This window comes from Streptomyces sp. V2I9, assembly GCF_030817475.1.
In the GTDB taxonomy this organism is placed as follows: domain Bacteria; phylum Actinomycetota; class Actinomycetes; order Streptomycetales; family Streptomycetaceae; genus Streptomyces.
Window position 1 is genome coordinate 3,568,174 of sequence record NZ_JAUSZJ010000002.1, and the last position, 24,579, is coordinate 3,592,752.

Sequence of the window (24,579 nt, forward strand, 5' to 3'; positions counted from 1 at the left end):
CCGGAGCCGGGGCGACGGCGGACGCGGAGGTGGTGCGGGCCGGAGGCGGTGGCAGGGGGCGGGCCAGTAGGGTCGTCGGGTGAGCAGGAGCGAAGAGAACGTCAGGCTGACCGTCGGCGAAGCCGAGTTGACCATCGACCCGCTGCACGGCTGCCGGATCAGCAGCCTGCGGATCGGGTCCACCGAACTGCTCCGCCAGGGCGAGCGGTACGGCTGCTTCCCTATGGTCCCCTGGTGCGGGCGCACCGGGTACGGACAGTTCCGCAACGGTGACGTGCTCCACGAACTGCCGCTCAACTCCCCGCCGCACGCCATCCACGGCACCGGCCGGGACACCTCCTGGCGGCCGGCGTACACGGCCGCCGGGCTGGCCGAGGGCCGGGCCGCCTTCTCCTACGACCTCGCCGACCCCTGGCCGTACGAGGGCCGGGTGACGCAGACCTTCGAGCTGACCGGGGACTCCCTGACGCTCGGTCTCGCCGTCGAGACGTACGGCGACTCCTTCCCCGCGCAGGCGGGCTGGCACCCCTGGTTCCACCGCAACCTCGGCGGCCAGGACGCCCAGCTCTCCTTCGAGCCCGGCTGGCAGGAGGAGCGGGGCGCGGACCACCTGCCGACCGGGAAGCGCATCGACCCCGTACCCGGACCGTGGGACGACTGCTTCGGCATGCCGGACGGCGTGGACGTGAAGCTCACCTGGCCGGAGCAGCTGGAGCTGACGGTCAGGAGCCGCGGTGAGTGGGTGGTGGTCTACGACGAGCAGGACGAGGCGGTGTGCGTGGAGCCGCAGTCCGGACCGCCGAACGGGCTGAACACCGCGCCCCGGCTGGTGACCCCGATCGACCCGCTGGAGATCACGACGACCTGGAGCTGGACACGGCTCTGAGCCGGTGCCCGGCCGTGGGCCCGGGCTCCACCGCTTACCCTCGTGGTCATGACTGACGTACGCGCTGACCTGCTCCAGCAGATCAAGGACAAGGCCGTGGTGCACGGCAAGGTGACCCTCTCCTCGGGCCTGGAAGCCGACTGGTACATCGACCTGCGCCGGATCACGCTGGACGGCCAGGCCGCGCCGCTGGTCGGCCAGGTCATGCTCGACGCCACCGCCGAGCTGGACTACGACTGCGTCGGCGGGCTGACGCTCGGTGCCGACCCGGTCGCCACCTCGATGCTGCACGCCTCCGCCGCCCGCGGTAAGAGCCTGGACGCGTTCGTCGTCCGCAAGGCGCAGAAGGCGCACGGGATGCAGCGCCGGATCGAGGGCACCGACGTGAAGGGCCGCCGCTGCCTGGTCGTCGAGGACACCTCGACGACGGGCGGTTCGCCGCTGACCGCCGTCGAGGCGGTGCGCGAGGCGGGCGGCGAGGTCGTCGCCGTCGCCGTGATCGTCGAGCGCGGGGCCGCCCCGGCCATCGCGGAGGCGGGCCTGCCGTACGTGCACGTCTACTCGGTGGCCGACCTCGATCTGGCCTGAGCCGCACGCGTACGCGGGGTGACCTGCGTTTTTCGCCAGGGGTGGACCGTTTCACGTGAAACCGTCCACCCCTGACCCATCACCGTCCGGTATCCAACGGGGTCCGCCGGGTGGAGCCGCAGGGCGAGTCTGGGAAGATGGGGGCGACGATGACGTCGCCCCCAGGTCAGGGACTTACGCCTGCACACCCGCACATCCCAAGGAGCGGTCAGATGCCCATCGCAACCCCCGAGGCTTACGCCGAGATGCTCGACCGGGCCAAGGCGGGCAAGTTCGCCTACCCGGCCATCAACGTGACCTCGTCCCAGACCCTGCACGCGGCCCTGCGCGGTTTCGCGGAGGCCGAGAGCGACGGCATCGTCCAGATCTCCACCGGCGGTGCGGAGTTCCTGGGCGGCCAGTACAACAAGGACATGGTCACGGGCGCGGTCGCCCTGGCCGAGTTCGCGCACATCGTCGCCGCGAAGTACGACGTCACCATCGCGCTGCACACCGACCACTGCCCCAAGGACAAGCTGGACGGGTACGTACGTCCGCTGCTCGACATCTCCGCCGAGCGCGTCGCCAAGGGCCTGAACCCGCTGTTCCAGTCCCACATGTGGGACGGCTCGGCCGAGACCCTCGCCGACAACCTGGCCATCGGCCAGGAGCTGCTGGCCAAGGCCGCCGCCGCCAAGATCATCCTTGAGGTCGAGATCACCCCGACCGGCGGCGAGGAGGACGGCGTCACGCACGAGATCAACGACGAGCTGTACACGACCGTCGAGGACGCGCTGCGCACCGCCGAGGCCCTGGGCCTGGGCGAGAAGGGCCGCTACCTGCTGGCCGCCTCCTTCGGCAACGTCCACGGCGTCTACAAGCCGGGCAACGTCGTGCTCCGTCCCGAGCTGCTCAAGGACCTCCAGGCAGGCGTCTCCGAGAAGTACGGCAAGCCGGCCGGCAGCCAGCCGTTCGACTTCGTCTTCCACGGCGGCTCCGGCTCCACCGCCGAGGAGATCGCCACCGCGCTGGAGAACGGCGTCGTGAAGATGAACCTCGACACCGACACCCAGTACGCCTTCACCCGCCCGGTCGCGGACCACATGTTCCGCAACTACGACGGTGTCCTGAAGGTCGACGGCGAGGTCGGCAACAAGAAGACCTACGACCCCCGCACCTGGGGCAAGCTCGCCGAGGCCGGTATGGCCGCGCGCGTCACCGAGGCGTGCGCGAACCTGCGCTCCACCGGCACGAAGCTGAAGTAACCACCCCGTAGGCACGGACGTACGGTGTCGGGCCCGGTCCTCCTCCGGAGGGCCGGGCCCGTCGCCGTGCCGCGAGAGAAGAGGATCTGTGGCGAGCGCGCCCTACGATTTCGACACCGTCGTCGACCGCCGGGGCACCTGGTGCGTCCAGTGGGACGGGGTCGCCGACCGCTTCGGGGCCGACGGCCTGCTGCCGTTCACCATCTCCGACATGGACTTCGCCACCGCCCCCGAGGTGCTGGCCGCGCTCCGGGCGCGCGTGGACCACGGGGTGTTCGGCTACACCACCTGGCAGCAGGACGACTTCCGTTCCGCGATAGCCCACTGGTACGCCACCCGGTACGGCACCGCGATCGACACCGGGCAGCTGGTCTACGGCCCGTCCGTCCTCAGCCAGCTCTCCCAGCTCCTCCAGATGTGGACGGCCGAGGGCGACGGCGTGGTCGTCCACACCCCCACGTACGACGGCTTCCGCAAGGCGGTCACCGGGCTCGGGCGCGAGCTGCGCGGGGTGCCGGTGGGGGACGAGGAGGCGCTGGAGCGGGAGCTGGCCCGGCCGGACGCGAAGGCGCTGGTGCTGTGCTCGCCCCACAACCCCACCGGCCGGGTGTGGACGGCGGGTGAGCTGGCCCGCACGGCGGAGCTGGCCGAGCGGCACGGGGTCGCCGTGATCAGCGACGAGATCCACGCGGACTTCGTGCACGAGGGAGGCGTCGGGCGCGTCCACGTTCCGTGGACGCGGGTGGCGGGCGGCGGGCGCTGGGCGCTCGTCACCTCAGGCTCGAAGGCGTTCAACTTCCCGGCGCTGACCGGGTCGTACGGGTTCATCGGAGACGCCGGGGACCGGACGGAGTTCCTGCGGCGGATGGAGACGGCGGAGGGCCTGGCGTCGCCCGCCGTCCTGTCGTTGACCGCGCACATCGCCGCGTACCGGGAGGGTGCGGCGTGGCTGGACGCGGTCCGCGCGTACACGGCGGGGAACCTGGCGTACGTCGCGCGGCGGCTGGGCGACGCCCTGCCCGAGCTGGGGTGGACGCCGCCCGAGGCCGGCTACCTGGCGTGGATCGACCTGCGTCCGCTGGGTGTGGACGACGAGGCGTTGCAGCGGGTGCTGGTGGAGCGGGAACGGGTGGCAATCATGGGGGGCGCGGTCTACGGGGCGCCCGGCTTCCTCCGGCTGAACGTGGGGTGCCCGCGGGAGAAGGCGGTGCTGGGGGTGGAGGCGCTGGTGCGGGCGGTGGAGGCCCTGCGCTGACCGGTGGGCGGTGGCCGGTGGGGGTCTTGCGCTGACCGGCTGGCGGTGGCCGGTGCCTTCGTAGCGGTGCTCGCTGGCGCTGATCCAGGCGAGCTTCCATCCGGACGACCGGGCGCGGGGCGTGGGGCTGTGGTCCGGGTTCGGCGGGGTGGGGGCGGCCGTGGGGCCCTTCGTGGGCGGGTGGCTCGTCGACGGGCCCGGATGGCGGTGGGTGTTCCTGCTCAATCTGCCGCTCGCCGCGCTCTGCGTCCCCGTCGCCCTCCGGCACGTACCGGAGTCGCGCGATCCGGCGGCGCACGGCCGGTTCGACGTGCTGGGGGCCGCCCTCGCGGCGCTGGCGCTCGCCGGGGTGACGTACGCGCTGATCGAGGCCCCCGCGCGGGGCGCGTCGCCCGTGGTGGTCGGGGCGGCCGTCGGCGGGCTGGTTCTGGCGGCCGTGTTCGTGGCGGTGGAGCGGAGGCGGGCCGACCCCATGCTGCCGCCGTCGATCTTCCGCTCCCGCCTGTTCACCTCGGTCAACCTGGTGACCTTCTGCGTCTACGCGGCCCTCGGCGGCTTCTTCTTCCTCTCCGCGATCCAGCTCCAGGTCGTCGCCGGATACTCGGCGCTGGGGGCCGGCACCGCGCTGCTGCCCACCACCGTGCTGATGCTGCTGTTCTCCGCCCGGTCGGGGGAGCTGGGCCGCCGGATCGGGCCCCGGATCCCGCTCACGGCGGGGCCGCTGCTGGCCGCCGCCGGGATGCTGCTGATGCTGCGGGTGGGGCCGGACCGGCGGGTACGCGGGCGAGGTGCTGCCCGCCGTCGTGGTGCTCGGCGCCGGGCTCGTCGTGGTCGTCGCCCCGCTCACCGCGACCGTCCTGGCCGCCGTGGACGCCGGGCGGGCGGGGCTGGCCAGCGGCATCAACAACGCCGCCGCGCGGGCCGCCGGGCTCATCGCGGTGGCCGCGCTGCCGCTGCTCGCCGGGATGGGGCCGGAGGCGTACCGGGACGCGGGCGAGTTCGCCGCGACCTTCCGGCGGGCGATGCCGATGTGCGCCGGGCTGCTGGTGGCCGGGGCGCTCCTCGCCTGGTGGACGGTGCGCGCCCCGGCCCCCGCCGCCGCGCGGGGCGAGCGGCCCGCGTGCGCGGTGCACTGCGGGGTCGCTTCCCCGCCGCTGGAACCGGAGCACGGCGACCGGTGAGCCGTACGCGGGGGACAGCGCGGCGGCGGGCGAGCCCAGCGCGGCGTCCGGTGAGCCGTACGCGGGGGAGGAGCACGGCGACGGGTGAGCCGCCCCCCGAGGCTTCCACGAGCGGGCCGGGGCGCGGTGCCGCCGGGGCGTGACGGCAGGCACACTTGAGGCATGTCCATCCACGAGAACCTGCTCGGGGGCCCCGCCCCGACCCACCTGCCCGACGACCCCGAGCCGCGCGAGCTGCTGGCGGCCGGAACCCCGCCCGCCGAGGTCGCCGCGAAGTACCCCACCTCCTCGCTCGCCTGGGCGCAGCTCGCCGACGAGGCGTTCGAGGGCGGCCGGGTCGTCGAGTCGTACGCGTACGCCCGTACCGGCTACCACCGCGGCCTCGACTCCCTGCGCCGGGCCGGCTGGAAGGGCCACGGCCCCGTCCCGTTCGAGCACGAGCCGAACCGCGGCTTCCTGCGCGCCCTGCACGCCCTCGCGCGGGCGGCCGGGGCGATCGGGGAGACCCAGGAGCACGAGCGCTGCACGACGTTCCTGCGCGACTCCTCGCCGACCGCCGCCGACATCCTGGGCTGATCCCCTCTGTCCTGAGCCGTCTCCCCGCCCGAGCGCCGAGGGCGGGGAGACGCTTAGTATGCGAGCAGGGGACCGGAGCTCCATCACCTCACGGAAGGGGCGGACCGCTACCCGGAAGCTCGTGTCGAGGAGACAGAAATGTCGACCAACCACCCCGACCCCGAAGCCACCGGTGCGGACACCCCGTACCTGGACTTCGCGGGAACGACTCCGTACGAGGACTATGTCCAGGCGGACGTTCTGACCCACCTCCAGCACCTCCGCTCGGAGGATCCCGGCGAGATGGTCTTCCTGGTCACCACCCAGGTCATGGAGTTGTGGTTCACGGTCATCGTCCATGAGTGGGAGACCGCCACCCGCGCCCTGCGCGAGGACCGCATACCCGTCGCGCGCGACGCCCTGAAGCGGTCGCTGCGCGAGCTGGAGGCGCTGAACGAGTCCTGGCGGCCGCTGGCCGGGCTCACTCCCGCCCAGTTCAACTCCTACCGGGGCTCCCTCGGTGAGGGGTCCGGGTTCCAGTCCGCGATGTACCGGCGGATGGAGTTCCTGCTCGGCGACAAGTCCGCCTCCATGCTGGTGCCGCACCGGGGCGCGCCCCGGGTGCACGCCGAGTTGGAGAAGGCGCTCGCGGAGCCCAGCCTGTACGACGAGACCCTCGCGCTGCTGGCCCGGCGCGGGTACGCGATCCCCGAGTCGGTGATCACACGGGACCTGACCCGGCGGTACGAGCCCTCGCCCGAGGTCGAGGCCGTGTGGGCGGAGATCTACGCCTCCGACGACCAGAACGACGAGCTGGTGCGCCTCGGCGAGCTGCTGACCGACGTCGGCGAGCTGGTGTGGCGCTGGCGCAACGACCACCTCGTCGCCACCCGGCGCGCGATGGGCTCCAAGACCGGTACCGGCGGTTCCGCCGGGGTGGCCTGGCTGGAGAAGCGCGCCACGAAGAACGTGTTCCCCGAGCTGTGGACGGCGCGCAGCCATGTCTGAGACCACGGTCACGACCACGGACCTCCGCGCGCGGGCTTCGAGGCTCGACGCCGCCGATCCGCTCGCCGCACGCCGCGAACTGTTCGCGCTCGACGACGGCGTCTACCTCGACGGCAACTCGCTCGGCGCGCTGCCCGTCCACGTCCCGGCGCGGGTGCAGGACGTCCTGGCCCGCCAGTGGGGCCAGCTGCGCATCAGGTCCTGGGACGAGAGCGGCTGGTGGACGGCGCCCGAGCGGATCGGGGACCGGATCGCCCCGCTCGTCGGGGCCGCCGCCGGGCAGATCGTCGTCGGCGACTCGACCAGCGTGAACGTCTTCAAGGCCGTCGTCGCCGCCGCCCGCCTCGCGGGCGAGGGGCGGGACGAGATCCTGGTCGACGCGTCCACCTTCCCCACGGACGGGTACATCGCGGCGTCCGCCGCCCGGCTCACCGGTCACCGGATCGTGCCGGTCCAGCCCGCCGACGTCCCCGCCGCGCTCGGTCCGCGTACCGCCGCCGTGCTGCTCAACCACGTCGACTACCGCTCCGGCCGGCTGCACGACCTGCCCGGCCTGACCGCCGCCGTCCACGCGGCGGGCGCGGTCGCGGTGTGGGACCTGTGCCACAGCGCCGGGCGCCCTCCCGGTGGGACTGGACGAGCACACGGTGGACCTGGCGGTCGGCTGTACGTACAAGTACCTGAACGGGGGCCCCGGTTCGCCCGCGTACCTGTACGTCGCCGAGCGCCACCAGGCCGCCTTCGACTCGCCCCTGCCGGGCTGGAACTCGCACGCCGACCCGTTCGGCATGACGCCGGACTACGCCCCGGCGGACGGTTCCGTACGGGGCCGGGTCGGCACCCCCGACATCGTCTCCATGCTGACGCTGGAGGCGGCGCTCGACGTCTGGGACGGGGTGTCGGTGGACGCGGTGCGGGCCAAGTCCCTCGCGCTGACGGACTTCTTCCTGGAGTGCGTCGAGGCGTACGTCCCGGCGGGCCGGGTCACCTCCGTCACCCCGGCCGCGCACGCCGAACGCGGCAGCCAGGTCGCCCTGCGCTGCGACGACGCCGGACCGGTGATGCGCCGGCTGATCGAGCGGGGCGTCGTGGGCGACCTGCGGCGTCCGGACGTGCTGCGGTTCGGCTTCACCCCGCTGTACGTGGGATACGCCGACGCGGAACGGGCGGCGCGGGTGCTCGCCGACGTACTGGCCGAGGTGCGGCCGGCCTGACGCCCCGTCGGGCCCGCGTGCGACCGGGCGGGGACGGTACCGGGTGCTGGTACCGTCCCCGCAGGTCAACCCTGTTGGGGCAGGACACTTGCACAGGCCATGGGCAGAGGACGGTTGAGCAGCATGACGGATTCCCCGGGTTCCCCGGACTCTGCCGCGCGCGAGCGGGACGCGGCCGAGAGCGCGTCGGCGTTCGCCCACCCCGCCGTCGCCCCCGACCGGACGGCCGCCTACGGGGACCACCCCGACCAGGTCGTCGACTTCTACGCCCCGCGCGACGGCCGCACCGGGGCCCCGCTCGTCGTCCTCCTGCACGGCGGCGCCTGGCGGGCCCCCTACGACCGGGCTCATCTCTCCCCGCTCGCGGACTTCCTGGCCCGCCGGGGCTTCGCCGTGGCGAGCGTGGAGTACCGGCGCGGCGGCGACGACATCCCTCGGCAGCGCGTCGGCGAGGAGCCCCGGCCGGGGAGCACCGACCCCGTCGCGGGGCGCTGGCCGGAGACCTTCGACGACGTGGCCGCCGCCCTGGACGCGATGCCCGCCCTGGCCTCCCGCGAGCTGCCGGGCGCCGATGCGCGGCGGATCGTGGTCTCCGGGCACTCGGCGGGGGGACACCTCGCGCTGTGGGCGGCGGCGCGGCACGTGCTGCCCGAGGGGTCGCCGTGGCGGCTGCCCGCCCCGCCGCCGCTGCGCGGGGTCGTCGCGCTGGCCCCGATCGCGGACTTCGCCACGGCGGTCGAGCTGGGGGTGTGCGGCGGAGCGGTCACCCAACTTCTGGGCGGAGAGGGCGAGTTCGCCGAGCGGGTGGCCCACGCCGACCCCGGAGCGCTGCTGCCGACCGGGATCGCCACCGTGATCGTGCACGGTGTCGAGGACATCGTCGTACCCCGCGCCGTGTCCGAGGCGTACGTGGACGCGGCGGCCCGGTTCGGCGAGACGGTCGGGCTGACGCTGCTCGGCGGCGCCGGGCACTTCCCGCTGATCGACCCGGCCGCCGACGCCTGCGCGGTCGTGGCCGAGGAGATCACCCAGCTTGCCTGGTAGACGCAAGGCTCCCACCTGCGGTTTCGCAGTGCGGGGCGCGGTGGGGCGGAGGCGCGTAGTCCTTGAGACGGATGCCCCGGAATCCGTAGCGATGGTGACGACCCGCCGTCCGCCGCCGCCTACCGTGGAAGCGTGACCGAGACCCAGACGAAGACCAGCAGCCCGGAGTTCCGGGCCGCCGCAGGGGCGATCGACGGCCTGCGGAACGATCTCCTGCGCGATGTGCTCGCCTACCGGCCGCTGCCGCCGCTGAACCCTGACGGCCGGCTGATACGGCGGCTGCCCGAGGGCGCGCGGAAGGCCGCCGTCTGGACCCCGCACGCGCTGGTGCTGTTCGCCGCCTTCCTCGTGATGATGGCCGGGTTCACCGAGTGGGAGTACCGCCTGCTGATGGGGCTGGTGCCCGCGATCCCGGTCGTGATGACCCTCGTGCGGCCGGTCGCCGCGTTCTGGGCCGCCCTGCTGGCGACCGTCTTCTGCGGTGTGCTGGGCAGCGACGGGCTGTGGGGGCCGGGCGCTTTCCTGGCCCAGATCGTGGTCATGGTGGTCGTGGCCGCCCGGACCCGGCCCCGTACGGCCGCCTGGATGTGGCTGCTGACGCTGCTGTTCGGGATGCTCCTGGAGGGCGGCGACCCGAGCATCACCGCGCCCGTGGCCGTCCTCTCGGCCTTCGCGCTGCTCGTCGTCGCCGTGGTGCAGATCCGGCGCGACGCCGAGCGCGAGGTCACCGTGCAGCGCACCGTCACCGCTGTCGAGCGCGACCGGCGGACCCTGCTGGAGGAACGCACCACCATCGCCAGGGAGCTGCACGACGTGGTGGCCCACCACATGTCGGTCGTCGCGATCCAGGCCGAGGCCGCCCCGTACCGGGTGGAGAACCCGCCGCCGGAGCTGGAGCAGGCGTTCGTCACCATCCGGGAGAACGCGGTGGCCGCCCTCACCGAGCTGCGCCGCGTGCTCGGGGTCGTCCGGGCGGAGGACTACGAGGCGCCGGACGCACCGCAGCCCACCCTCGCCGTGCTCGACGGGTTGCTGGACAACGTCCGCGAGACCGGCCTGGAGACGGAGAAGGTGATCACCGGTGCCGTCCGCGAGCTGCCTCAGGGCGTCGAGCTGTCGGCGTACCGGATCGTCCAGGAGGCCCTGAGCAACAGCCTGCGGCACGCGCCTGGCGCCTCCGCGCGGGTGGAGCTGAGCTACGTCCTCGGCGGCCTGGGACTGCGCGTGGTCAACGGGCCCCCGCGGGGCCTGGTCAAGCCTTCGCCCGGTGCCGGCCACGGGATCACCGGGATGCGGGAGCGGGTGGCGATGCTGAACGGCGAGATGACGGCCGGAGCGACGGCGGACGGCGGGTACGAGATCGCGGTGTTCCTCCCCGTACCGCTGTCGGACCTGCCGGAGCCCCGTGGGACGGCCGGCGGCGACGCCGACACGGTCGTCGTCGAACGGGACGGCCGGGCATGAGCGACACCGACATCCGGGTCCTGATCGTCGACGACCAGATGATGGTCCGCGAGGGGTTCTCGGTCCTGCTCAACGCGATGCCGGGCATCACGGTGGTGGGCGAGGCGCTGGACGGCCGGCAGGCGCTCGACCAGGTCGCCGCACTGCGCCCCGACGTCGTCCTGATGGACATCCGCATGCCGGAGATGAACGGCATCGAGGCGACCCGCGAGATCGTGGCTCGGGACGCCGACGCGAAGGTCCTGGTCCTGACGACGTTCGACCTCGACGAGTACGTCTACCAGGCGCTGCGGGCCGGGGCCTCGGGCTTCCTGCTCAAGGACGCCTCGGCCCGCCAGCTCGCGGACGGGGTGCGGGTGGTCGCCTCGGGCGATGCGCTGCTCGCCCCGACGGTGACCCGGCGGCTGATCAACGAGTTCTCCAAGCTCGCGGAGGCCCCGCGACCGCCCGCACTCGCCCGGATCGGGGACCTCACCGAGCGCGAGACGGAGGTGCTGGTCCTCATCGCGCAGGGGCTCTCCAACGGGGAGATCGCCTCGCACCTGATCGTCGCCGAGTCCACGATCAAGACGCACGTCAGCCGCGTCCTGGTGAAGCTGGGGCTGCGCGACCGGACCCAGGCGGCGGTGTTCGCGTACGAGGCGCGGCTGGTCACTCCGGGGTAGCGCGGCTGCCCCCGGGGCCCGGAGGTCCGTGATCCGGCGGGCCTCCCCGGCGCGGGAGGCCGAGCGGAGAGCGTCCGTACCGCCCCCTTGCAGTGGCGGCGGGCGCGGGTAGCGTCGGGCCATGCACGTCTCCTTCGATCCCTGGTCGCCCGCGTTCGTCGCCGATCCCTACCCCGCCTACGCCGCTCTGCGGGCCGCGGGCCGGGCGCACCGGTTCGAGCCGACGGGGCAGTGGCTGATCCCGCACCACTCCGACGTATCGGCCCTGCTGCGGGACCGGCGGCTCGGCCGGACGTATCTGCACCGCTTCAGCCACGAGGAGTTCGGCCGCACCCCGCCGCCCGCCGCGCACGAGCCGTTCACCACGCTCAACGGGCAGGGCATTCTCGATCTGGAGGCCCCCGACCACCCCCGTATCCGGCGGCTGGTCTCCCGCGCGTTCACCCCGCGTACGGTCGAGAACCTGGCCCCGACCGTACGGCGGCTGGCGGCCGGCCTGGTCGACGCGTTCGTGGCCGAGGGAGGCGGGGACCTGCTGGCGGAGATCGCGGAGCCGCTGCCGGTCGCGGTGATCGCGGAGATGCTGGGCGTCCCGGAGGCCGACCGGGGGCTGTTGCGGCCCTGGTCGGCGGCGATCTGCGGGATGTTCGAGCTGAACCCCTCGGAGGAGACGGCGGCGGCCGCCGTACGCGCCTCCGTCGACTTCTCCGCCTATCTGCGCGGCCTCATCGCCGAGCGGCGCGCCGACCCCGGAGACGACCTGATCTCGGCGCTCATCGCCGCCCACGACGAGGGCGAGCGGCTGACCGAGCAGGAGATGGTCTCGACCTGTGTGCTGTTGCTGAACGCGGGCCACGAGGCGACGGTCAACACCACCGCCGGCGGCTGGCGCACCCTCTTCCACCACCCGGAGCAACTGGCCGCGCTGCGCGCCGATCCCACGCTGCTGCCCACCGCGATCGAGGAACTGCTCCGCTACGACACCCCGTTGCAGATGTTCGAACGCTGGGTGCTGGACGACATCGAGATCGACGGCCAGGTGATCCGGCGGGGCGAGGAGGTGGCGCTGCTGTTCGGCTCGGCCAACCGGGACCCGGAGCGGTTCGCGCGCCCGGACACCCTGGACCTGTCGCGTACGGACAACCCGCACCTCACCTTCGGCGCGGGCATCCACTTCTGCCTGGGCGCCCCGCTGGCCCGGCTGGAGCTGACCGCCTCCTTCGGGGAGCTGCTGCGCAAGGCGCCCGCACTGCGGATGACGGCGGAGCCCGCGTGGCAGCCGGGGTACGTGATCCGGGGGCTGAAGGAGCTGCTGGTGGAGGTGTGAGGGCGAGGACGGGCCTGGACCGTGGTGAGGCGGGCGGGCCGGGTGCGCGGCGGGCCGGCCCGGTGGCTCAGCAGGGGGCGTAGCACTCCGGCCTCGGCGCCCCGGCGAGCGCGTCCCTTGCCGTGCGGGGCCCGGAGCACGATGCCTACGGGGGCGCCGGCGAAGGCCGCCGCACAGCCGGCGGTGCCTACGGCGGCCTCCCGCCGTTCGTCCCGCATGCCCTAGTGGATCTCCATACCGGGGGACGTGGCACGGCAGGGGGACGGTTCCCCTCCGCGACCCGCACCGCGGACGCCGCGGGGGCGGGGCGCCCCGTGCGGGAGGGAACGGCGAGAGGGCTTACGTCAGTGGGTAGGACGAGCGGCCCGACGCCTCGTCGATCTCGTCGTGCGCCTTGGTCAGCAGCTTCATCGCCAGTTCGTTGAGCGCCCTGGCCCCCGCGATCTCCTCGCCGACCCGCTGCTGGTCGGCGTCCGACGGGTGGCGGCCGGCGTAGCCGTGGGCGCGTACCTCCGTTCCGTCGGAGAGGCGGACGAGCGCCGCCGCACGGGTGCGGTGGGAGTCCTCCTCGAATGCGAGGTCGATGTGCCATCCGACAGCGATCCTGGTCATGACGGTCACCTCCGGGACCGGTCACGGGACGGCTCGGTTCCGCGGCCGCCCCCTACCAGCGTGCGCCCGCCGCCCCGTCCGCGCTCGCCGGGGCGGGCAGCATCAGCGCCCAGGCGCCCGGCCGGACCGTCCAGGTCCGGGTGCGCACCGGCCCCGCGGTCCGTATGCCCGCCCGGTAGCGGAAGTCCGCGCCCGAGACCGTGACCGCCCCGGCCTCCGCCGTCACGTCCTCGCCCGCGGCGGTGCGGACGACGACGTCGGCCAGCCCTCCGCCCCCTCGGGAGGTCACGGAGAGGCCCCGGACCGGGGTGTCCAGGTCGCTCAGCACCACCCCGTCCGCCTCGATGCGCAGGCGGTGTGTGGTCGGGTGCGCGGCGGCGGCGGCGACCGGGACCGGCCGGACCAGGGACGCCACCAGCGAGCGACAGGTGTCCCAGACGGCCGTGACGCCCGCGTGCGGGCCCCGCGCGTCGGGCGGCGGGGCGGGGACGGGGATGCGCAGGCGGCCGAGGACGACGCCGTCGCTGTCGTCGACCAGCAGGTCCAGACGGCGCACCACTCCGTCGAGCGCGGTCCGCGCGGCGGCCACCGCGCCGCGGGGGACGCCGAGGGCGTGGGCCACTTCCAGGGCGTGCGCCGCGCCGACGGGGATCAGGGAGAGGACGCCGGCGGCCAGCTCCCGTTCACGGTGCAGCTGGGCCACCGCACGCAGCAGCGCGTGGTCGTCGCCGACCACCACGGGCCTGCGCGAACCCCGCCGGGACAGGGCCCGCGCGAACTCCTCGGGGGTGTCCGGAAGGCAGATCTTGGCGTGCGAGCCGGCGCTCAGCACGTCCTTGGCGATACGGACGGACTCGCCGTCGCTCCGGCGGGCGACCGGGTCGATGACCACCAGAAGCTGGTCGTCGCCGTCGCCGGGGGGCTCTGCAGCCGACACCTCGGTCCTTCCTCGGGTAGCATCTTGGTGCAAGAGCCCCTTGCGCTATTGCGCCAGGGGCTTCGTCTATTCCGGGGCACCCGGTTCGACGGCTCAGGCTCTGCCGTACATCGTCGTACGGCAGGTACGACCTTGACGTACGCCCCCTGACCTTGGACATGCCCCGCCCGGAAGGGGTGTACGCCTGTGCCCGCACTTGTGCTGCTCGGTGCTCAGTGGGGTGACGAGGGCAAGGGGAAGGCCACCGACCTGCTCGGTGGATCCGTGGACTATGTGGTGCGCTACCAGGGCGGCAACAACGCCGGCCACACGGTCGTCGTCGGCGACCAGAAGTACGCGCTGCATCTCCTCCCCTCCGGAATCCTGTCGCCGGGGTGCACCCCGGTCATCGGAAACGGTGTCGTGGTCGACCCGGCGGTCCTGCTCTCCGAGCTGAGCGGTCTGAACGAGCGAGGCGTCGACACGTCCAAGCTTTTGATCAGCGGAAACGCTCACCTGATCACTCCGTATAACGTCACGCTCGACAAGGTGACCGAGCGCTTCCTGGGGAAGCGCAAGATCGGCACGACGGGCCGGGGCATCGGCCCGACGTACGCCGACAAGATCAACCGGGTGGGCATCCGCGTCCAGGACCTCTACGACGAGTCGATCCTGGAGCAGAAGGTGGAGGCGGCCCTGGAGCAGAAGAACCAGCTCCTGGCCAAGGTCTTCAACCGCCGGGCCATCGAGGCCGGCAAGGTCGTCGAGGACATGCTCCAGTACGCGGAGCAGATCAAGCCGTTCGTCGCCGACACGACCCTGATCCTGAACGACGCCATCGACGACGGCAAGGTCGTGCTCTTCGAGGGCGGCCAGGGCACCCTGCTCGACGTCGACCACGGCACGTACCCCTTCGTCACCTCGTCGAACCCGACCGCGGGCGGCGCCTGCACCGGAGCCGGTGTAGGCCCGACGAAGATCAGCCGCGTGATCGGCATCCTCAAGGCCTATACGACGCGTGTGGGGGCCGGTCCGTTCCCGACCGAGCTGTTCGACGAGGACGGCGAGGCGCTGCGGCGCATCGGCGGCGAGCGCGGCGTCACCACCGGCCGTGACCGCCGCTGCGGCTGGTTCGACGCCCCGATCGCGCGGTACGCGACGCGGGTCAACGGCCTGACCGACTTCTTCCTCACCAAGCTGGACGTCCTCACCGGCTGGGAGCGGATCCCGGTCTGCGTGGCGTACGAGATCGACGGCAAGCGTGTCGAGGAACTCCCGTACAACCAGACCGACTTCCACCACGCGAAGCCGATCTACGAGTACCTGCCGGGCTGGTCCGAGGACATCACCAAGGCCAAGACCTTCTCCGACCTGCCGAAGAACGCGCAGGGTTACGTGAAGGCCCTGGAGGAGATGTCGGGCGCTCCGATCTCCGCGATCGGCGTCGGCCCCGGCCGGACCGAGACGATCGAGATCAACTCGTTCCTGTAGGGAGCGGTTCTCCGTGGGGCCCGCGATCACCGTGATCGCGGGCCCCACGGGCATGTCGCGCGCCGTGGGTGCGCGCGTACCGGGGGCTGATCGACGCGCTGCACGCGTACCCGCGTTTCGCCGACGTCGGTACGCCGCAGACGCGGGCGCGGGAGGCGGCGGCGTTCCTGACGCACGCGGTCTTCGAGTCGGTCGGGCTGAAGTACGTCAAGGAGATCGACGAGGCCGACCACGGGCGCACATGCGGTGCCACCCAGCCCTTCGGCTGCCCGGTGGTGGGGCGGTACGGGCGCATCACGGGCGTCGTCGGGGTCGCCCCGGGGGCCGGGCCGACGTGCTGAAGCGCCCGTCGCACGGTACGGGTTCACCGCTCGACCCGCCGCTCCGGAGCGCTACGCCGGGGTTTCCGTGCCGTCCGCATGCTGGGCACGGCCGGAAGATTTTACCTTCGGTTCCGTCGCGGTCCGGCGGGGATGCGGACGGACTCCCTCCGGAATAACGGCTGTTGAGGGCCCTCCGGCGAGGTCGCGCCGGAGCGGCGAGGCCGGCGGTGGCGGTACCGGGACCTTTCGGCAGGGTTGGTCTAGACCTTGACAGGTTCAGACCATCTCGCTTGAGTGTCGGGCACCCCCACGGCGGCGCACGGCCGGACGTCGCGCCGCGTCCAAGGAGTGTGATCACGTGATCCGACGTGTCATGAGTCTGCTGGTCGCGCTCGGCGCGCTCGTCGCAGCACTCGTCGTCCTTCCCGCCGCCACCGCGCAGGCCGCCGCCTGCGCCACGGCCTGGAGTTCCTCCGCCGTCTACACGAACGGCGGCACGGTCTCGTACAACGGCCGCAACTACACCGCCAAGTGGTGGACGCAGAACGAGCGTCCGGGTTCGTCGGACGTCTGGGCCGACAAGGGCGCCTGCGGCGGCGGTGACGGGCCGGGCCAGAACGACGGGTTCGTCGTCAGCGAGGCCCAGTTCAACCAGATGTTCCCGAACCGGAACGCCTTCTACACCTACCAGGGCCTGACCGACGCGCTGAGCGCCTACCCGGCCTTCGCCAACACCGGCAGCGACGAGGTCAAGAAGCGCGAGGCCGCAGCCTTCCTCGCCAACGTCAGCCACGAGACCGGCGGGCTGGTGTACATCAAGGAAGTCAACGAGGCGAACTACCCGCACTACTGCGACGCCACCCAGCCCTACGGCTGCCCGGCGGGCCAGTCCGCCTACTACGGCCGCGGCCCGATCCAGCTGAGCTGGAACTTCAACTACAAGGCCGCCGGGGACGCGCTGGGCATCAACCTGCTGGCCAACCCGTACCTGGTGGAGCAGAACGCCTCCGTGGCGTGGAAGACCGGCCTCTGGTACTGGAACACCCAGAACGGCCCCGGCACGATGACCGCCCACAACGCCATCGTCAACAACGCCGGCTTCGGCGAGACGATCCGCTCCATCAACGGCGCACTGGAGTGCAACGGCGGCAACCCGGCGCAGGTCCAGAGCCGGATCAACAAGTTCACGCAGTTCACCCAGATCCTCGGTACCACCACCGGACCGAACCTGAGCTGCTGACCCGGCGGGGCATGACCTTCGCCCCCGCCCACGAAGGCCGTTGAGCGGCTGCGAAGGTCGTCGAGTCCATCAGGCCCCACCCGGACGGGGGTGGGTCCGGCATCCGCCGGGCCCGCCCCCGCTTCGGTGCGCCGGACGTTCCGGCCTGCCGGACGTTTCGGTGTGCCGCCGGCCCGCCAGGCCGCCGGTGCCGCGTCGGCCGCGATGCCCGGACGGCCCCCGCTCCGCTGCCCCGGGTCCATGCCGGGCCCGCGGGGTGTCACTCCACAGCTGTCCGCGCCGGCGGCTCCGGCGTCCGGCCGCGCTCACGCCAGCTGCGGCTTGACCGACATCAGCAGGTGACGATGGGCGTCCGTGCCCGCCTCGTCCGTGATCATCGCGCGCTGTCCGGGCCCCAGCAGCAGGAGCCGCAGGGACGGTTCGGTGAACGTGGCCAGGGCGTCCGCCAGATAGCCGGGGTTGAAGGCCACGGTCAGCTCGTCGGCCCCCTCCAGGGCGGCCGGCACCCGCTGCGACGCCACATCGTCCTCATAACCCGCCCGGAGCAGCACGGAGGCGTCGGCGCGGGAGAAGACCAGCTGCACCGGACTGTCCCCGTCCGCGACGACGGAGACCCGTTTGACCGCCTCGGTCAGCCGGACCCGGTCCACCACCGCGACGGCCGGGTCCTCCATCGTGAACAACTTCTCGTGGCGCGGCAGCCGGCCCTCCAGCAGCCGTACGGTGGTGCGCGTCCCGGCGTGCTCGAAACCGGCCGAGCCGGTGTCCAGCGCGACGCTCACCGGCCCGGAGCGGCCCAGCGACCGGGCGATCTCGGTGAGGCGGCGGGCGGAGACGATGGCGTCGGCGCTCTCGCCGGGGGAGGCCGCCTTCCACGGGAGGGTCCGCACGGCGAAGCGGTACCGGTCGGTCGCCGCGAGCGTCATCGTGTCGCCGTCGAGCCCCAGCCGGATGCCGGTGAGGACCGGCAGGGCGTCGTCGCGCCCGGCGGCCACCGCCACATCGGCCACGGCCGCCGCGAACAGCGCGCCGTCCACCTCGCCCCGGACCTGCGGGAGCGGGGGCAGCGCCGGGTAGTCGTCCAGGGGCAGCACGGAGAGGCCGAACCGGGCTCCGGCGCCCGAGACCGTGAACCGCGAGCCCTCCACCGCGCACTCCACGGGGCCCTCGGGCAGCACCTTGCAGATGTCCAGCAGCCGTCGCCCCATGACGAGCGCCTTTCCGGACCGTGCGACGTCGGCGTCCACGTCGACGCGTGCGGACGCCTCGTAGTCGAGACCGGATATCCGCAACGACCCGCCCCCGCCGTCGCGTTCGCCCCCGTGTTCCGTGTCCAGCAGCAGTCCGCCCAGCACCGGGACGGGCGAGCGCACGGGCAGGACGCGGGCCGCCCAGGACACCGCCTCGGTCAGGGCGCTGCGGTCGATGCGGAACTCCATGGGGGCCTTTCCTCGCACATCGGCGTCGTGAAGCCGGGAACCGGTTTCACGAGATCGACGCTACAAGGCACCACTGACAATCAGCCGGGAGCCGGGAGCCGGGAGCCGGGAGCCGGGAGCCGGGAGCCGGGAGCCGGGAGCCGGGAGCCGGGAGGCCGTGGGCCGCCTCGGCGCCGCGTGGGAACCGGCGGCAACGGCCACCCCCGTGAACCGCTGCCGCCGCGTTCCCCGCGTTCCCCGCGGTCCCCCGTTGCCGGCGTTCCCCCGTCATCCCCCGACGTGCCGGACAGGTTCGGACCCTAGAACGCAGGGTAAGGAGACGGGAGATTCACTACGCCCAGTGGGACGGCGGCGGGGGTATCGGTTCGCACAGTCGGGCGAGGAGGCTCCCTCACGCTGCCCCGTGTCCTGGGTGGGAACGGGGGAACGGGTGCGGGTGCAGGAGCGCGCGGACGACCTGCTGCGGATGAACCGGCTGGCCCGCACCGGCGGGACGGCCGAGATCCTGCACTGGCTGGCTGGCCGGGCGGGCCGAGGGCTGGGCGGGGCTGGTCGGGCCGGACGGAAGGGTGCTGCACGCCGCCTCCCGTACGGATCAGGCGGTGGTCCCCGATGTCGTGGGGCTGATGGCCGAGGGCGGCAACGCCCTCACCGGACGCGGGGCCCGAACGTACGTGCTGGACACCGGCGGGCACACCGCGCTGCTGTTCCCGCTGAGCGCGGGCGATCCGGCCTCCCCGGTGCTCGTCGTCGTCACGCCCCGGCCGGTGGCCCCCGGGCTCGGCACCCTGCTGGCCGACGTGGTCATGCCGCTGTCCCTGTGCCGGCAGGCCGAGACGCTGGAGCGCCGCCGCCGCCGGGTGGACCTCGCGGAATCCCGTGGCCGCGAAGCGGTGCTGCACCTGCTGATGACGGGCCAGCTCACCATCGCCCAGCAGGTCGCCGGAGCGCTGCGGCCCCGGCTCCCCGATCCGGTACGGGTGTGCGTCGTGGAGTGCTCCGCCGACGACCGCGACGAGGTGGCGCGGATCTGCGGGGACGCGGACGGCGGCCGGTCCTGGATCGTGCGGTGCCCCGTCTACTCCCGCCACCTCATCCTCGTGATGCCGGGGCGCGGGCCCGAACCGGACGCCGGGGAGGCGCCCACCGACGAGGCGGTCGCCGCGCGGGTCGGCGGATGCGTGGTGGGCGTCAGCGAACCGGTGCCGCTCGCCGACACCGCGACGGGCTACCGCCAGGCGTTCCACGCGCTGGCAGCCGCCCGCGAACTGCCCGCCCGGCACGCCCGGTTCGGTGTCTCGCCCGATCTCGCGCTCGCCGTCGGGCCGCACGGCCGGCAGTGGGCGGACGAGCTGTTGAAGCCGCTCCTGGTCCATACGCCCCGCCGGGCCCGGGACCCCGGAAGCCAGGAACTGATGGCCACCGCCACCTCCTGGCTGGCGTTCTCGTCGCACGCGACCGATCACCTCAAGATCCACCGCAACACGCTGGCCGCCCGGCTGAAACTCATCGGTGAACTGCTCGGCCTCGATCTGCACCGGCTCGCCGACCGGTCGGCGCTCGACCTCGCGCTGCGCGTGCGGGCCACCCCCGCCCCGGCGTGCACCCCGGCCGCGGCGCGCACCCCCGAGCCCGCCCCGAACGCCACCGCCGGGCCGGGTACGGGCAAGCCGGCGCGGGACCTCGACGAGATCCTGGCCCACCCCGCCGTACGGGACTGGGCCGACCGCCAACTGGCCCCCGTCCTCGGGTTCGAGGAGACCCTGCGGACCTGGCTGCGGTGCGAGGGCAGGCTCGGCCCGGCCGCCGCCGAGCTGGGCCTCTCCGTCCCCGGTACGCGTAAGCGGCTGACCCGGCTCGAAGCCGTTCTCCAGCGGTCGTTGCTCCGGCCTCCGAGCGCCCGCTACGACCTGTGGCTCGCGCTGCGGTCGCGGGATCGCGCCGCATGAGGACGGCGTGGCTCCGGTCCCTCCGGAGCCGGTAGGGGCCCTGCGGCCTCGTGCAGGCCCTGGGCGCGCCGGGAGCCGGGCGCGGCGGGGCGCGGGCCCGGTGGAGCCCTCTCCGCCCGTGTCGGCACCCGGCCGTGTCGTCACCCGCCCCCGGTTGTCACGCGTCGGCCGCTGAGCGCGAACGGGTCTCAGGCCAGGGCCGCGTCCACCATGCGGCGTGTCACCGCGGTCAGTTCGGCCAGGTCCGGGGGCGGCCCGGAGCGGGACAGCGCCCCCGCGAGGCGGTCGTAGAGCAGCCCGTCGGTCCAGGCCACCAGGGACCGTGCTGCCTCCTCGGGCCGCTCCGCCCCGAGCCCGCCGAGGAGTTCGGCCGCCCGGACCCGCGCACCGAGCCCCGCCCGGTGCAGGTCCGTCTCCAACTCGGGGGTGCGGGCCGCCTCCAGGCTCAGCTCGAAGCGGGCCAGCTGCCGTGCGCGGCCCGTGGTCAGCCAGCGGTGCAGCAGCGCGGCGAGCGCCGCCGCCACCGCCTCCCGGTCGGCTCCCGCCGCGCCCCGGTCCGCCTCCCGGTCGCCGACGCCGGAGGGGGCGAACGCGGCGAAGTCGTCGAGGTCGGCGAGATCCAGCTCCGCGAGCCGCTGGTAGCAGGCGCCGATCAGCGCCGTCCGTGTCCGGAAGTAGTACGAGGTGCTGCCTGTCGGGAGAGCCGCCGCAGCGTCGACCGCCCGATGGGTCAGCCCCCGCAGCCCGACGGCCGCCACGAGGCCGATCGCGGTGTCCGCGATCAGTGTTCTGCGATCAGGGGAGGCCATGGGCTCACTCTACAGCTGTAGAGTGAGCCCATCCTCTACGGATGTAGAGGATGGGCGAGGGGGAGAGGGGCGTGTGCCATGGCGGAAACCGTGCGTCGTGCGGTCGTGGTGGGGGCGGGGATCGGCGGGCTGACGGCGGCGGTGGCCCTGCACCGGCGCGGCTGGCGGGTCACCGTGTGCGAGCGGGCCCCCGAACCGTCCGCGACCGGCGCGGGGATCGTCCTCGCGCCCAACGCCCTGCGCGCCTTCGAAGCGATCGGCTTCGACGTCGTCCGGGCGACGGGCAGCGCCGTGCCCGCCGCGATGGGGCTGCGGCGGCCCGGTGGCGGCTGGCTGCATCGCGCCGACACGGCCGCGCTGGCGGCCCGGTACGGCAGCCCTCCGCTCGCCGTGTACCGTCCGGCCCTGGCGGCCGGACTGGCCGCCGCGCTGCCGCGGGGCGTGATCCGGTACGGGACACCGGTCACGGCCGTCGAGCCCGGCCCCGCCGCGGGCCCCGGCGGCCCGCGGGCCCTCCGCACCCCGCCCGCCCGCACGGCCGCGGCCCGGGGCCCTTCCCCCCGTACGGCTTCCGCCCACGAGTCCCTCCGTACGGCTTCCGCCCACGAGCCCGCCGCCCGTCCGGCTTTCGCCGTGACGCCTTCCGGTCGTGCGTCCGCCGCCCGTACGCCGGTCGTCCGTACGCCGGCCGGTGACCTCGCCGCCGATGTGGTGGTCGCCGCCGACGGCATCCACAGCGCCCTGCGCCGGCAGCACTTCCCGGACCATCCCGGTCTGCGTTACAGCGGGGAGACCGCGTGGCGCGCCGTGCTGCCCGCCGCCGGTCTCCCCGGACCGGACGCCGCCGAGACCTGGGGGCGGGGTGAGCGTTTCGGGGTGGTCCCGCTCGCGGACGGCCGGGTCTACGTCTACGCCACCGCCGTCGTGGAGCGCGGGTTCCGGCCGGAGGACCCGCGTGCCGAACTCCTGGCCCGGTTCGGTGCCTGGCACGCGCCGGTGCCGGAACTGCTGGCGCGGATCGGCCCGGCGGCCGTGCTCCAGCACGATCTGTACGACCTGGCCACCCCGCTCCCGTGCCGTCATCGGGGACGTATCGCCTGGCTGGGCGATGCCGCCCACGCCATGACCCCCAACCTCGGCCAGGGCGGCTGCCAGGCGATCGAGGACGCCGTCGTGCTCGCGCACCTGCTGGACGGCGGCGACGTGCCGGAGGCCCTGGCCGCCTACGGCCGGGCCCGCCACGCGCGTACCGACGCCCTCCGGGTCCGATCCCGCCGGGCCGGCCGGATCGCCTCCCTCGCCCACCCCGTCGCGGTGGCCGCCCGCGATCTCGCCCTCCGTGCGACCCCGGCCCGCGTCGCGCGAAGCGCCATGGACGACCTCTTCGACGGCTTCCGCCTCCCGCCCGCCGACCGGTCGGGCTGAGGCGGCGGGCGCACCGGGACCCGACTCCGTTCGGGGGCTCCAGGACGGGACGGCTTGACACAAAAGTGCATGATCGTGCAACCTTTTGGGCGTCCGTCAACGCCTGCCGCCCTGTCGGCGGATGTTGTTGCTTGCGCGATCAATGACCTGGAGGTCTGCGCATGGCCGAGCCCGTGAAGATCAAGATCTGGTCCGACTACGTCTGCCCCTTCTGCATGCTGGCCGAGGGCCCGCTGGAGGAGGCGATCAAGGACGTGGGCACCGACGTCGAGGTCGAGTGGCTGCCCTTCGAGCTGCGTCCGCACCCCCAGCCCACCCTGCGGCCGGAGGACGAGTACCTGCCGAGCATCTGGGAGCGGGCCGTCTACCCCATGGCCCGCCGCCTGGGCGTCGACATCAAGCTCCCGGACGTCTCCCCGCAGCCGTACACCGCGCTCGCCTTCGAGGGCTACCAGTACGCGGCCGAGCACGGCCTGGGCACGGCGTACAACCAGCGGATGTTCCGCGCCTTCTTCCAGGAGAGCCAGGACCTCGGGCAGCTCGACGTCCTCACCGCCCTGGCCGGTGAGATCGGGCTCGACGAGAACGGCTTCCGGGCCGCGCTGGAGGACGGCAGGTACCGCGAGCGGCACCAGGAGGCGCTGCGGGAGGCCGCGGCCCACCGGGTGCAGGCCGTGCCCACCATCCTCGTCGGCGACACCCGCATCGAGGGCGTCCCGCGCCCCGCCCAGCTCCGCAAGGCGATCCTCGACGCGCGGGCGCAGCAGGCGGACGGCGACGTCTACGGCGCCGCCTGCGGCATCGACGGGAGCTGCTGAGGTGCCCGGAACCCACCCCGCCCTCGCCGCCTGCCGGTTCACGGGCCTCGACCTGCGCAACCGGTACGCCCTCGCCCCCATGACCCGCGTTTCGGCGACCGGGGACGGCCGGGCCACCGAGGAGATGGCCGCGTACTACGCGGCCTTCGCCGAGGGCGGTTTCGGGCTCCTGATCACCGAAGGGACCTATACCGACCGGGCTTTCGCCCAGGGCTACCTGCACCAGCCGGGCATCACGGACGAGGCGCAGGCCGCCGCCTGGCGGCCCGTCGTCGACCGGGCGCACGCCGCGGGCGCGCGCGTGGTCCTCCAGCTGATGCACGCCGGAGCCGTCTCGCAGGGCAACCGGTTCCGGGACCGTGCCGCGGGGCCCTCCGCCGTACGGCCGCTGGGCGAACAGCTGGCCAAGTACCGGGGCGCCGGGCCCTGGCCCGTGCCGATGGAGCTGACGCGCCGCCAGATCGCGGAGGCGGTCGCGGGGTTCGCGGCCTCCGCCGTCCGCGCCCGCGACGCCGGCTTCGACGGGGTGGAGGTCCACGCGGCCAACGGCTATCTGCTCGACCAGTTCCTGACCCCGTACACCAATCTGCGCACCGACGAGTACGGCGGCGGCCTCCAGGGGCGTCTGCGGCTCGTCCGGGAGGTGCTGACCGAGGTCAGGGGCGCGGTCGGGCCCGGTTTCGCGGTCGGCGTCCGGCTGTCCCAGGGGAAGATCAACGACCCCGCCTGGCGCTGGCCGGGCGGGGAGGACGAGGCGGAGGCGGTCTTCACGGCCGCGGCCGAAGCCGGGGCCGACTACCTGCACCTGGCCGGGAGCGGGCGCGACTGGTTCCCCGAGGGGCGGACGCTGCCCGCGATCGCCCGGACGGTCACCGGACTGCCCGTCATCGCCAACGGCGCGCTGCACCGGGAAGCCGTGGCGCGGCGCGTCCTGGAGGAGGGCCACGCCGACCTCGTGGCGATCGGGACGGGTGCGCTGGCCGATCCCGACCTGCCGCTCAGGATGGCGGCGGGGAGCGCCCTGACGCCGTTCGATCCCGGAACGCTGGAGCCCCTGGCGACCCTGGACAACGCGCGCGCCCACGCCCCCGCTTGACACTGGTTACATGCACATGCATGATTAGTC

Annotated in this window: 21 protein-coding genes and 2 pseudogenes; 19 read left to right on the forward strand and 4 right to left on the reverse strand. The window is 73.7% G+C overall.

Features of this window, described 5'->3' with window-relative positions:
• Positions 1-79 precede the first annotated feature (79 nt).
• The 12 genes and pseudogenes from QFZ71_RS15675 (at position 80) to QFZ71_RS15730 (ending at position 12,431) form a co-directional block, all read left to right on the forward strand.
• The gene (locus tag QFZ71_RS15675; protein ID WP_307668837.1) at positions 80-886 is read left to right on the forward strand and encodes an aldose 1-epimerase; all 807 of its coding nucleotides are present in this window, start codon (positions 80-82) and stop codon (positions 884-886) included.
• A gap of 48 nt (positions 887-934) precedes the next feature.
• Positions 935-1,474 (forward strand): orotate phosphoribosyltransferase, encoded by a 540-nt coding sequence (gene pyrE / locus QFZ71_RS15680; RefSeq protein WP_307668838.1) that lies wholly within the window; start codon positions 935-937, stop codon positions 1,472-1,474.
• Between the two features lie 212 nt (positions 1,475-1,686).
• The gene (gene fbaA, locus QFZ71_RS15685) at positions 1,687-2,718 is read left to right on the forward strand and encodes a class II fructose-bisphosphate aldolase (RefSeq protein WP_307668839.1); all 1,032 of its coding nucleotides are present in this window, start codon (positions 1,687-1,689) and stop codon (positions 2,716-2,718) included.
• 88 nt (positions 2,719-2,806) lie between these two features.
• Positions 2,807-3,973 carry a MalY/PatB family protein gene (locus QFZ71_RS15690; RefSeq protein WP_307668840.1) on the forward strand — a complete coding sequence of 389 codons (1,167 nt, stop codon included), beginning with the start codon at positions 2,807-2,809 and terminating at the stop codon, positions 3,971-3,973.
• Positions 3,974-4,043: 70 nt separating this feature from the next.
• A pseudogene (locus tag QFZ71_RS15695) lies at positions 4,044-5,154 on the forward strand (MFS transporter); the annotation flags it as partial.
• A 162-nt stretch (positions 5,155-5,316) separates the two neighbouring features.
• Entirely contained in the window at positions 5,317-5,730 is a 414-nt protein-coding gene (locus QFZ71_RS15700; RefSeq protein WP_307668841.1) for a DUF3151 domain-containing protein, read from the forward strand.
• A 138-nt stretch (positions 5,731-5,868) separates the two neighbouring features.
• Positions 5,869-6,717 carry a tryptophan 2,3-dioxygenase family protein gene (locus QFZ71_RS15705; RefSeq protein ID WP_307668842.1) on the forward strand — a complete coding sequence of 283 codons (849 nt, stop codon included), beginning with the start codon at positions 5,869-5,871 and terminating at the stop codon, positions 6,715-6,717.
• Positions 6,710-7,931, forward strand: a pseudogene (gene kynU, locus QFZ71_RS15710) (kynureninase). Before QFZ71_RS15705 ends, kynU begins: the two are co-directional and overlap by 8 nt.
• 123 nt (positions 7,932-8,054) lie before the next feature.
• Complete coding sequence (locus tag QFZ71_RS15715) at positions 8,055-8,975, forward strand: S9 family peptidase (RefSeq protein ID WP_307668843.1); 921 nt, start codon at positions 8,055-8,057, stop codon at positions 8,973-8,975.
• A gap of 132 nt (positions 8,976-9,107) precedes the next feature.
• Positions 9,108-10,439 (forward strand): sensor histidine kinase, encoded by a 1,332-nt coding sequence (locus QFZ71_RS15720; protein ID WP_307668844.1) that lies wholly within the window; start codon positions 9,108-9,110, stop codon positions 10,437-10,439.
• Positions 10,436-11,104, forward strand: coding sequence for a response regulator transcription factor (locus QFZ71_RS15725; RefSeq protein ID WP_307668845.1), 669 nt, complete (start codon positions 10,436-10,438; stop codon positions 11,102-11,104). The genes QFZ71_RS15720 and QFZ71_RS15725 overlap by 4 nt, the downstream gene beginning before the upstream one ends.
• 121 nt (positions 11,105-11,225) lie before the next feature.
• Positions 11,226-12,431, forward strand: a complete 1,206-nt coding sequence (locus QFZ71_RS15730) for a cytochrome P450 (RefSeq protein WP_307668846.1) — start codon at positions 11,226-11,228, stop codon at positions 12,429-12,431.
• 339 nt (positions 12,432-12,770) lie between these two features.
• Here the strand turns inward: QFZ71_RS15730 and QFZ71_RS15735 are convergent, their stop codons facing one another.
• Together QFZ71_RS15735 and QFZ71_RS15740 are read right to left on the reverse strand one after the other, a co-directional pair.
• Positions 12,771-13,043, reverse strand: coding sequence for a DUF1876 domain-containing protein (locus tag QFZ71_RS15735; RefSeq protein ID WP_307668847.1), 273 nt, complete (start codon positions 13,041-13,043; stop codon positions 12,771-12,773).
• A 52-nt stretch (positions 13,044-13,095) separates the two neighbouring features.
• Complete coding sequence (locus tag QFZ71_RS15740; protein ID WP_307668848.1) at positions 13,096-13,980, reverse strand: diacylglycerol kinase; 885 nt, start codon at positions 13,978-13,980, stop codon at positions 13,096-13,098.
• Positions 13,981-14,166: 186 nt separating this feature from the next.
• Here QFZ71_RS15740 and QFZ71_RS15745 point away from each other — a divergent pair, with 186 nt between their 5' ends.
• The 3 genes from QFZ71_RS15745 (at position 14,167) to QFZ71_RS15755 (ending at position 17,013) form a co-directional block, all read left to right on the forward strand.
• A complete protein-coding gene (locus tag QFZ71_RS15745; RefSeq protein ID WP_307668849.1) occupies positions 14,167-15,450 on the forward strand; it encodes an adenylosuccinate synthase in 1,284 nt (427 codons plus the stop codon).
• Between the two features lie 68 nt (positions 15,451-15,518).
• Positions 15,519-15,791 carry a hypothetical protein gene (locus tag QFZ71_RS15750; RefSeq protein ID WP_307668850.1) on the forward strand — a complete coding sequence of 91 codons (273 nt, stop codon included), beginning with the start codon at positions 15,519-15,521 and terminating at the stop codon, positions 15,789-15,791.
• A 340-nt stretch (positions 15,792-16,131) separates the two neighbouring features.
• Entirely contained in the window at positions 16,132-17,013 is an 882-nt protein-coding gene (locus tag QFZ71_RS15755) for a glycoside hydrolase family 19 protein (RefSeq protein ID WP_307668851.1), read from the forward strand.
• 305 nt (positions 17,014-17,318) lie between these two features.
• Here QFZ71_RS15755 and dnaN read toward each other — a convergent pair whose 3' ends face one another.
• Positions 17,319-18,452, reverse strand: coding sequence for a DNA polymerase III subunit beta (gene dnaN / locus QFZ71_RS15760; RefSeq protein WP_307668852.1), 1,134 nt, complete (start codon positions 18,450-18,452; stop codon positions 17,319-17,321).
• 569 nt (positions 18,453-19,021) lie between these two features.
• Here dnaN and QFZ71_RS15765 point away from each other — a divergent pair.
• Positions 19,022-20,401, forward strand: coding sequence for a helix-turn-helix domain-containing protein (locus QFZ71_RS15765; RefSeq protein WP_373465121.1), 1,380 nt, complete (start codon positions 19,022-19,024; stop codon positions 20,399-20,401).
• Between the two features lie 188 nt (positions 20,402-20,589).
• On the opposite strand, the gene QFZ71_RS15770 is transcribed toward QFZ71_RS15765, so the two are convergent.
• Entirely contained in the window at positions 20,590-21,210 is a 621-nt protein-coding gene (locus QFZ71_RS15770) for a TetR/AcrR family transcriptional regulator (RefSeq protein ID WP_307668853.1), read from the reverse strand.
• Between the two features lie 78 nt (positions 21,211-21,288).
• On the opposite strand from QFZ71_RS15770, the gene QFZ71_RS15775 reads away from it, so the two are divergent.
• The 3 genes from QFZ71_RS15775 to QFZ71_RS15785 all read left to right on the forward strand — a co-directional run bounded on the left by QFZ71_RS15775 (position 21,289) and on the right by QFZ71_RS15785 (position 24,549).
• Complete coding sequence (locus tag QFZ71_RS15775; RefSeq protein WP_307668854.1) at positions 21,289-22,635, forward strand: FAD-dependent oxidoreductase; 1,347 nt, start codon at positions 21,289-21,291, stop codon at positions 22,633-22,635.
• A gap of 161 nt (positions 22,636-22,796) precedes the next feature.
• Positions 22,797-23,453, forward strand: a complete 657-nt coding sequence (locus QFZ71_RS15780) for a DsbA family protein (RefSeq protein WP_307668855.1) — start codon at positions 22,797-22,799, stop codon at positions 23,451-23,453.
• Between the two features lies 1 nt (position 23,454).
• Positions 23,455-24,549, forward strand: a complete 1,095-nt coding sequence (locus QFZ71_RS15785; protein WP_307668856.1) for an NADH:flavin oxidoreductase — start codon at positions 23,455-23,457, stop codon at positions 24,547-24,549.
• Positions 24,550-24,579: the final 30 nt, after the last annotated feature.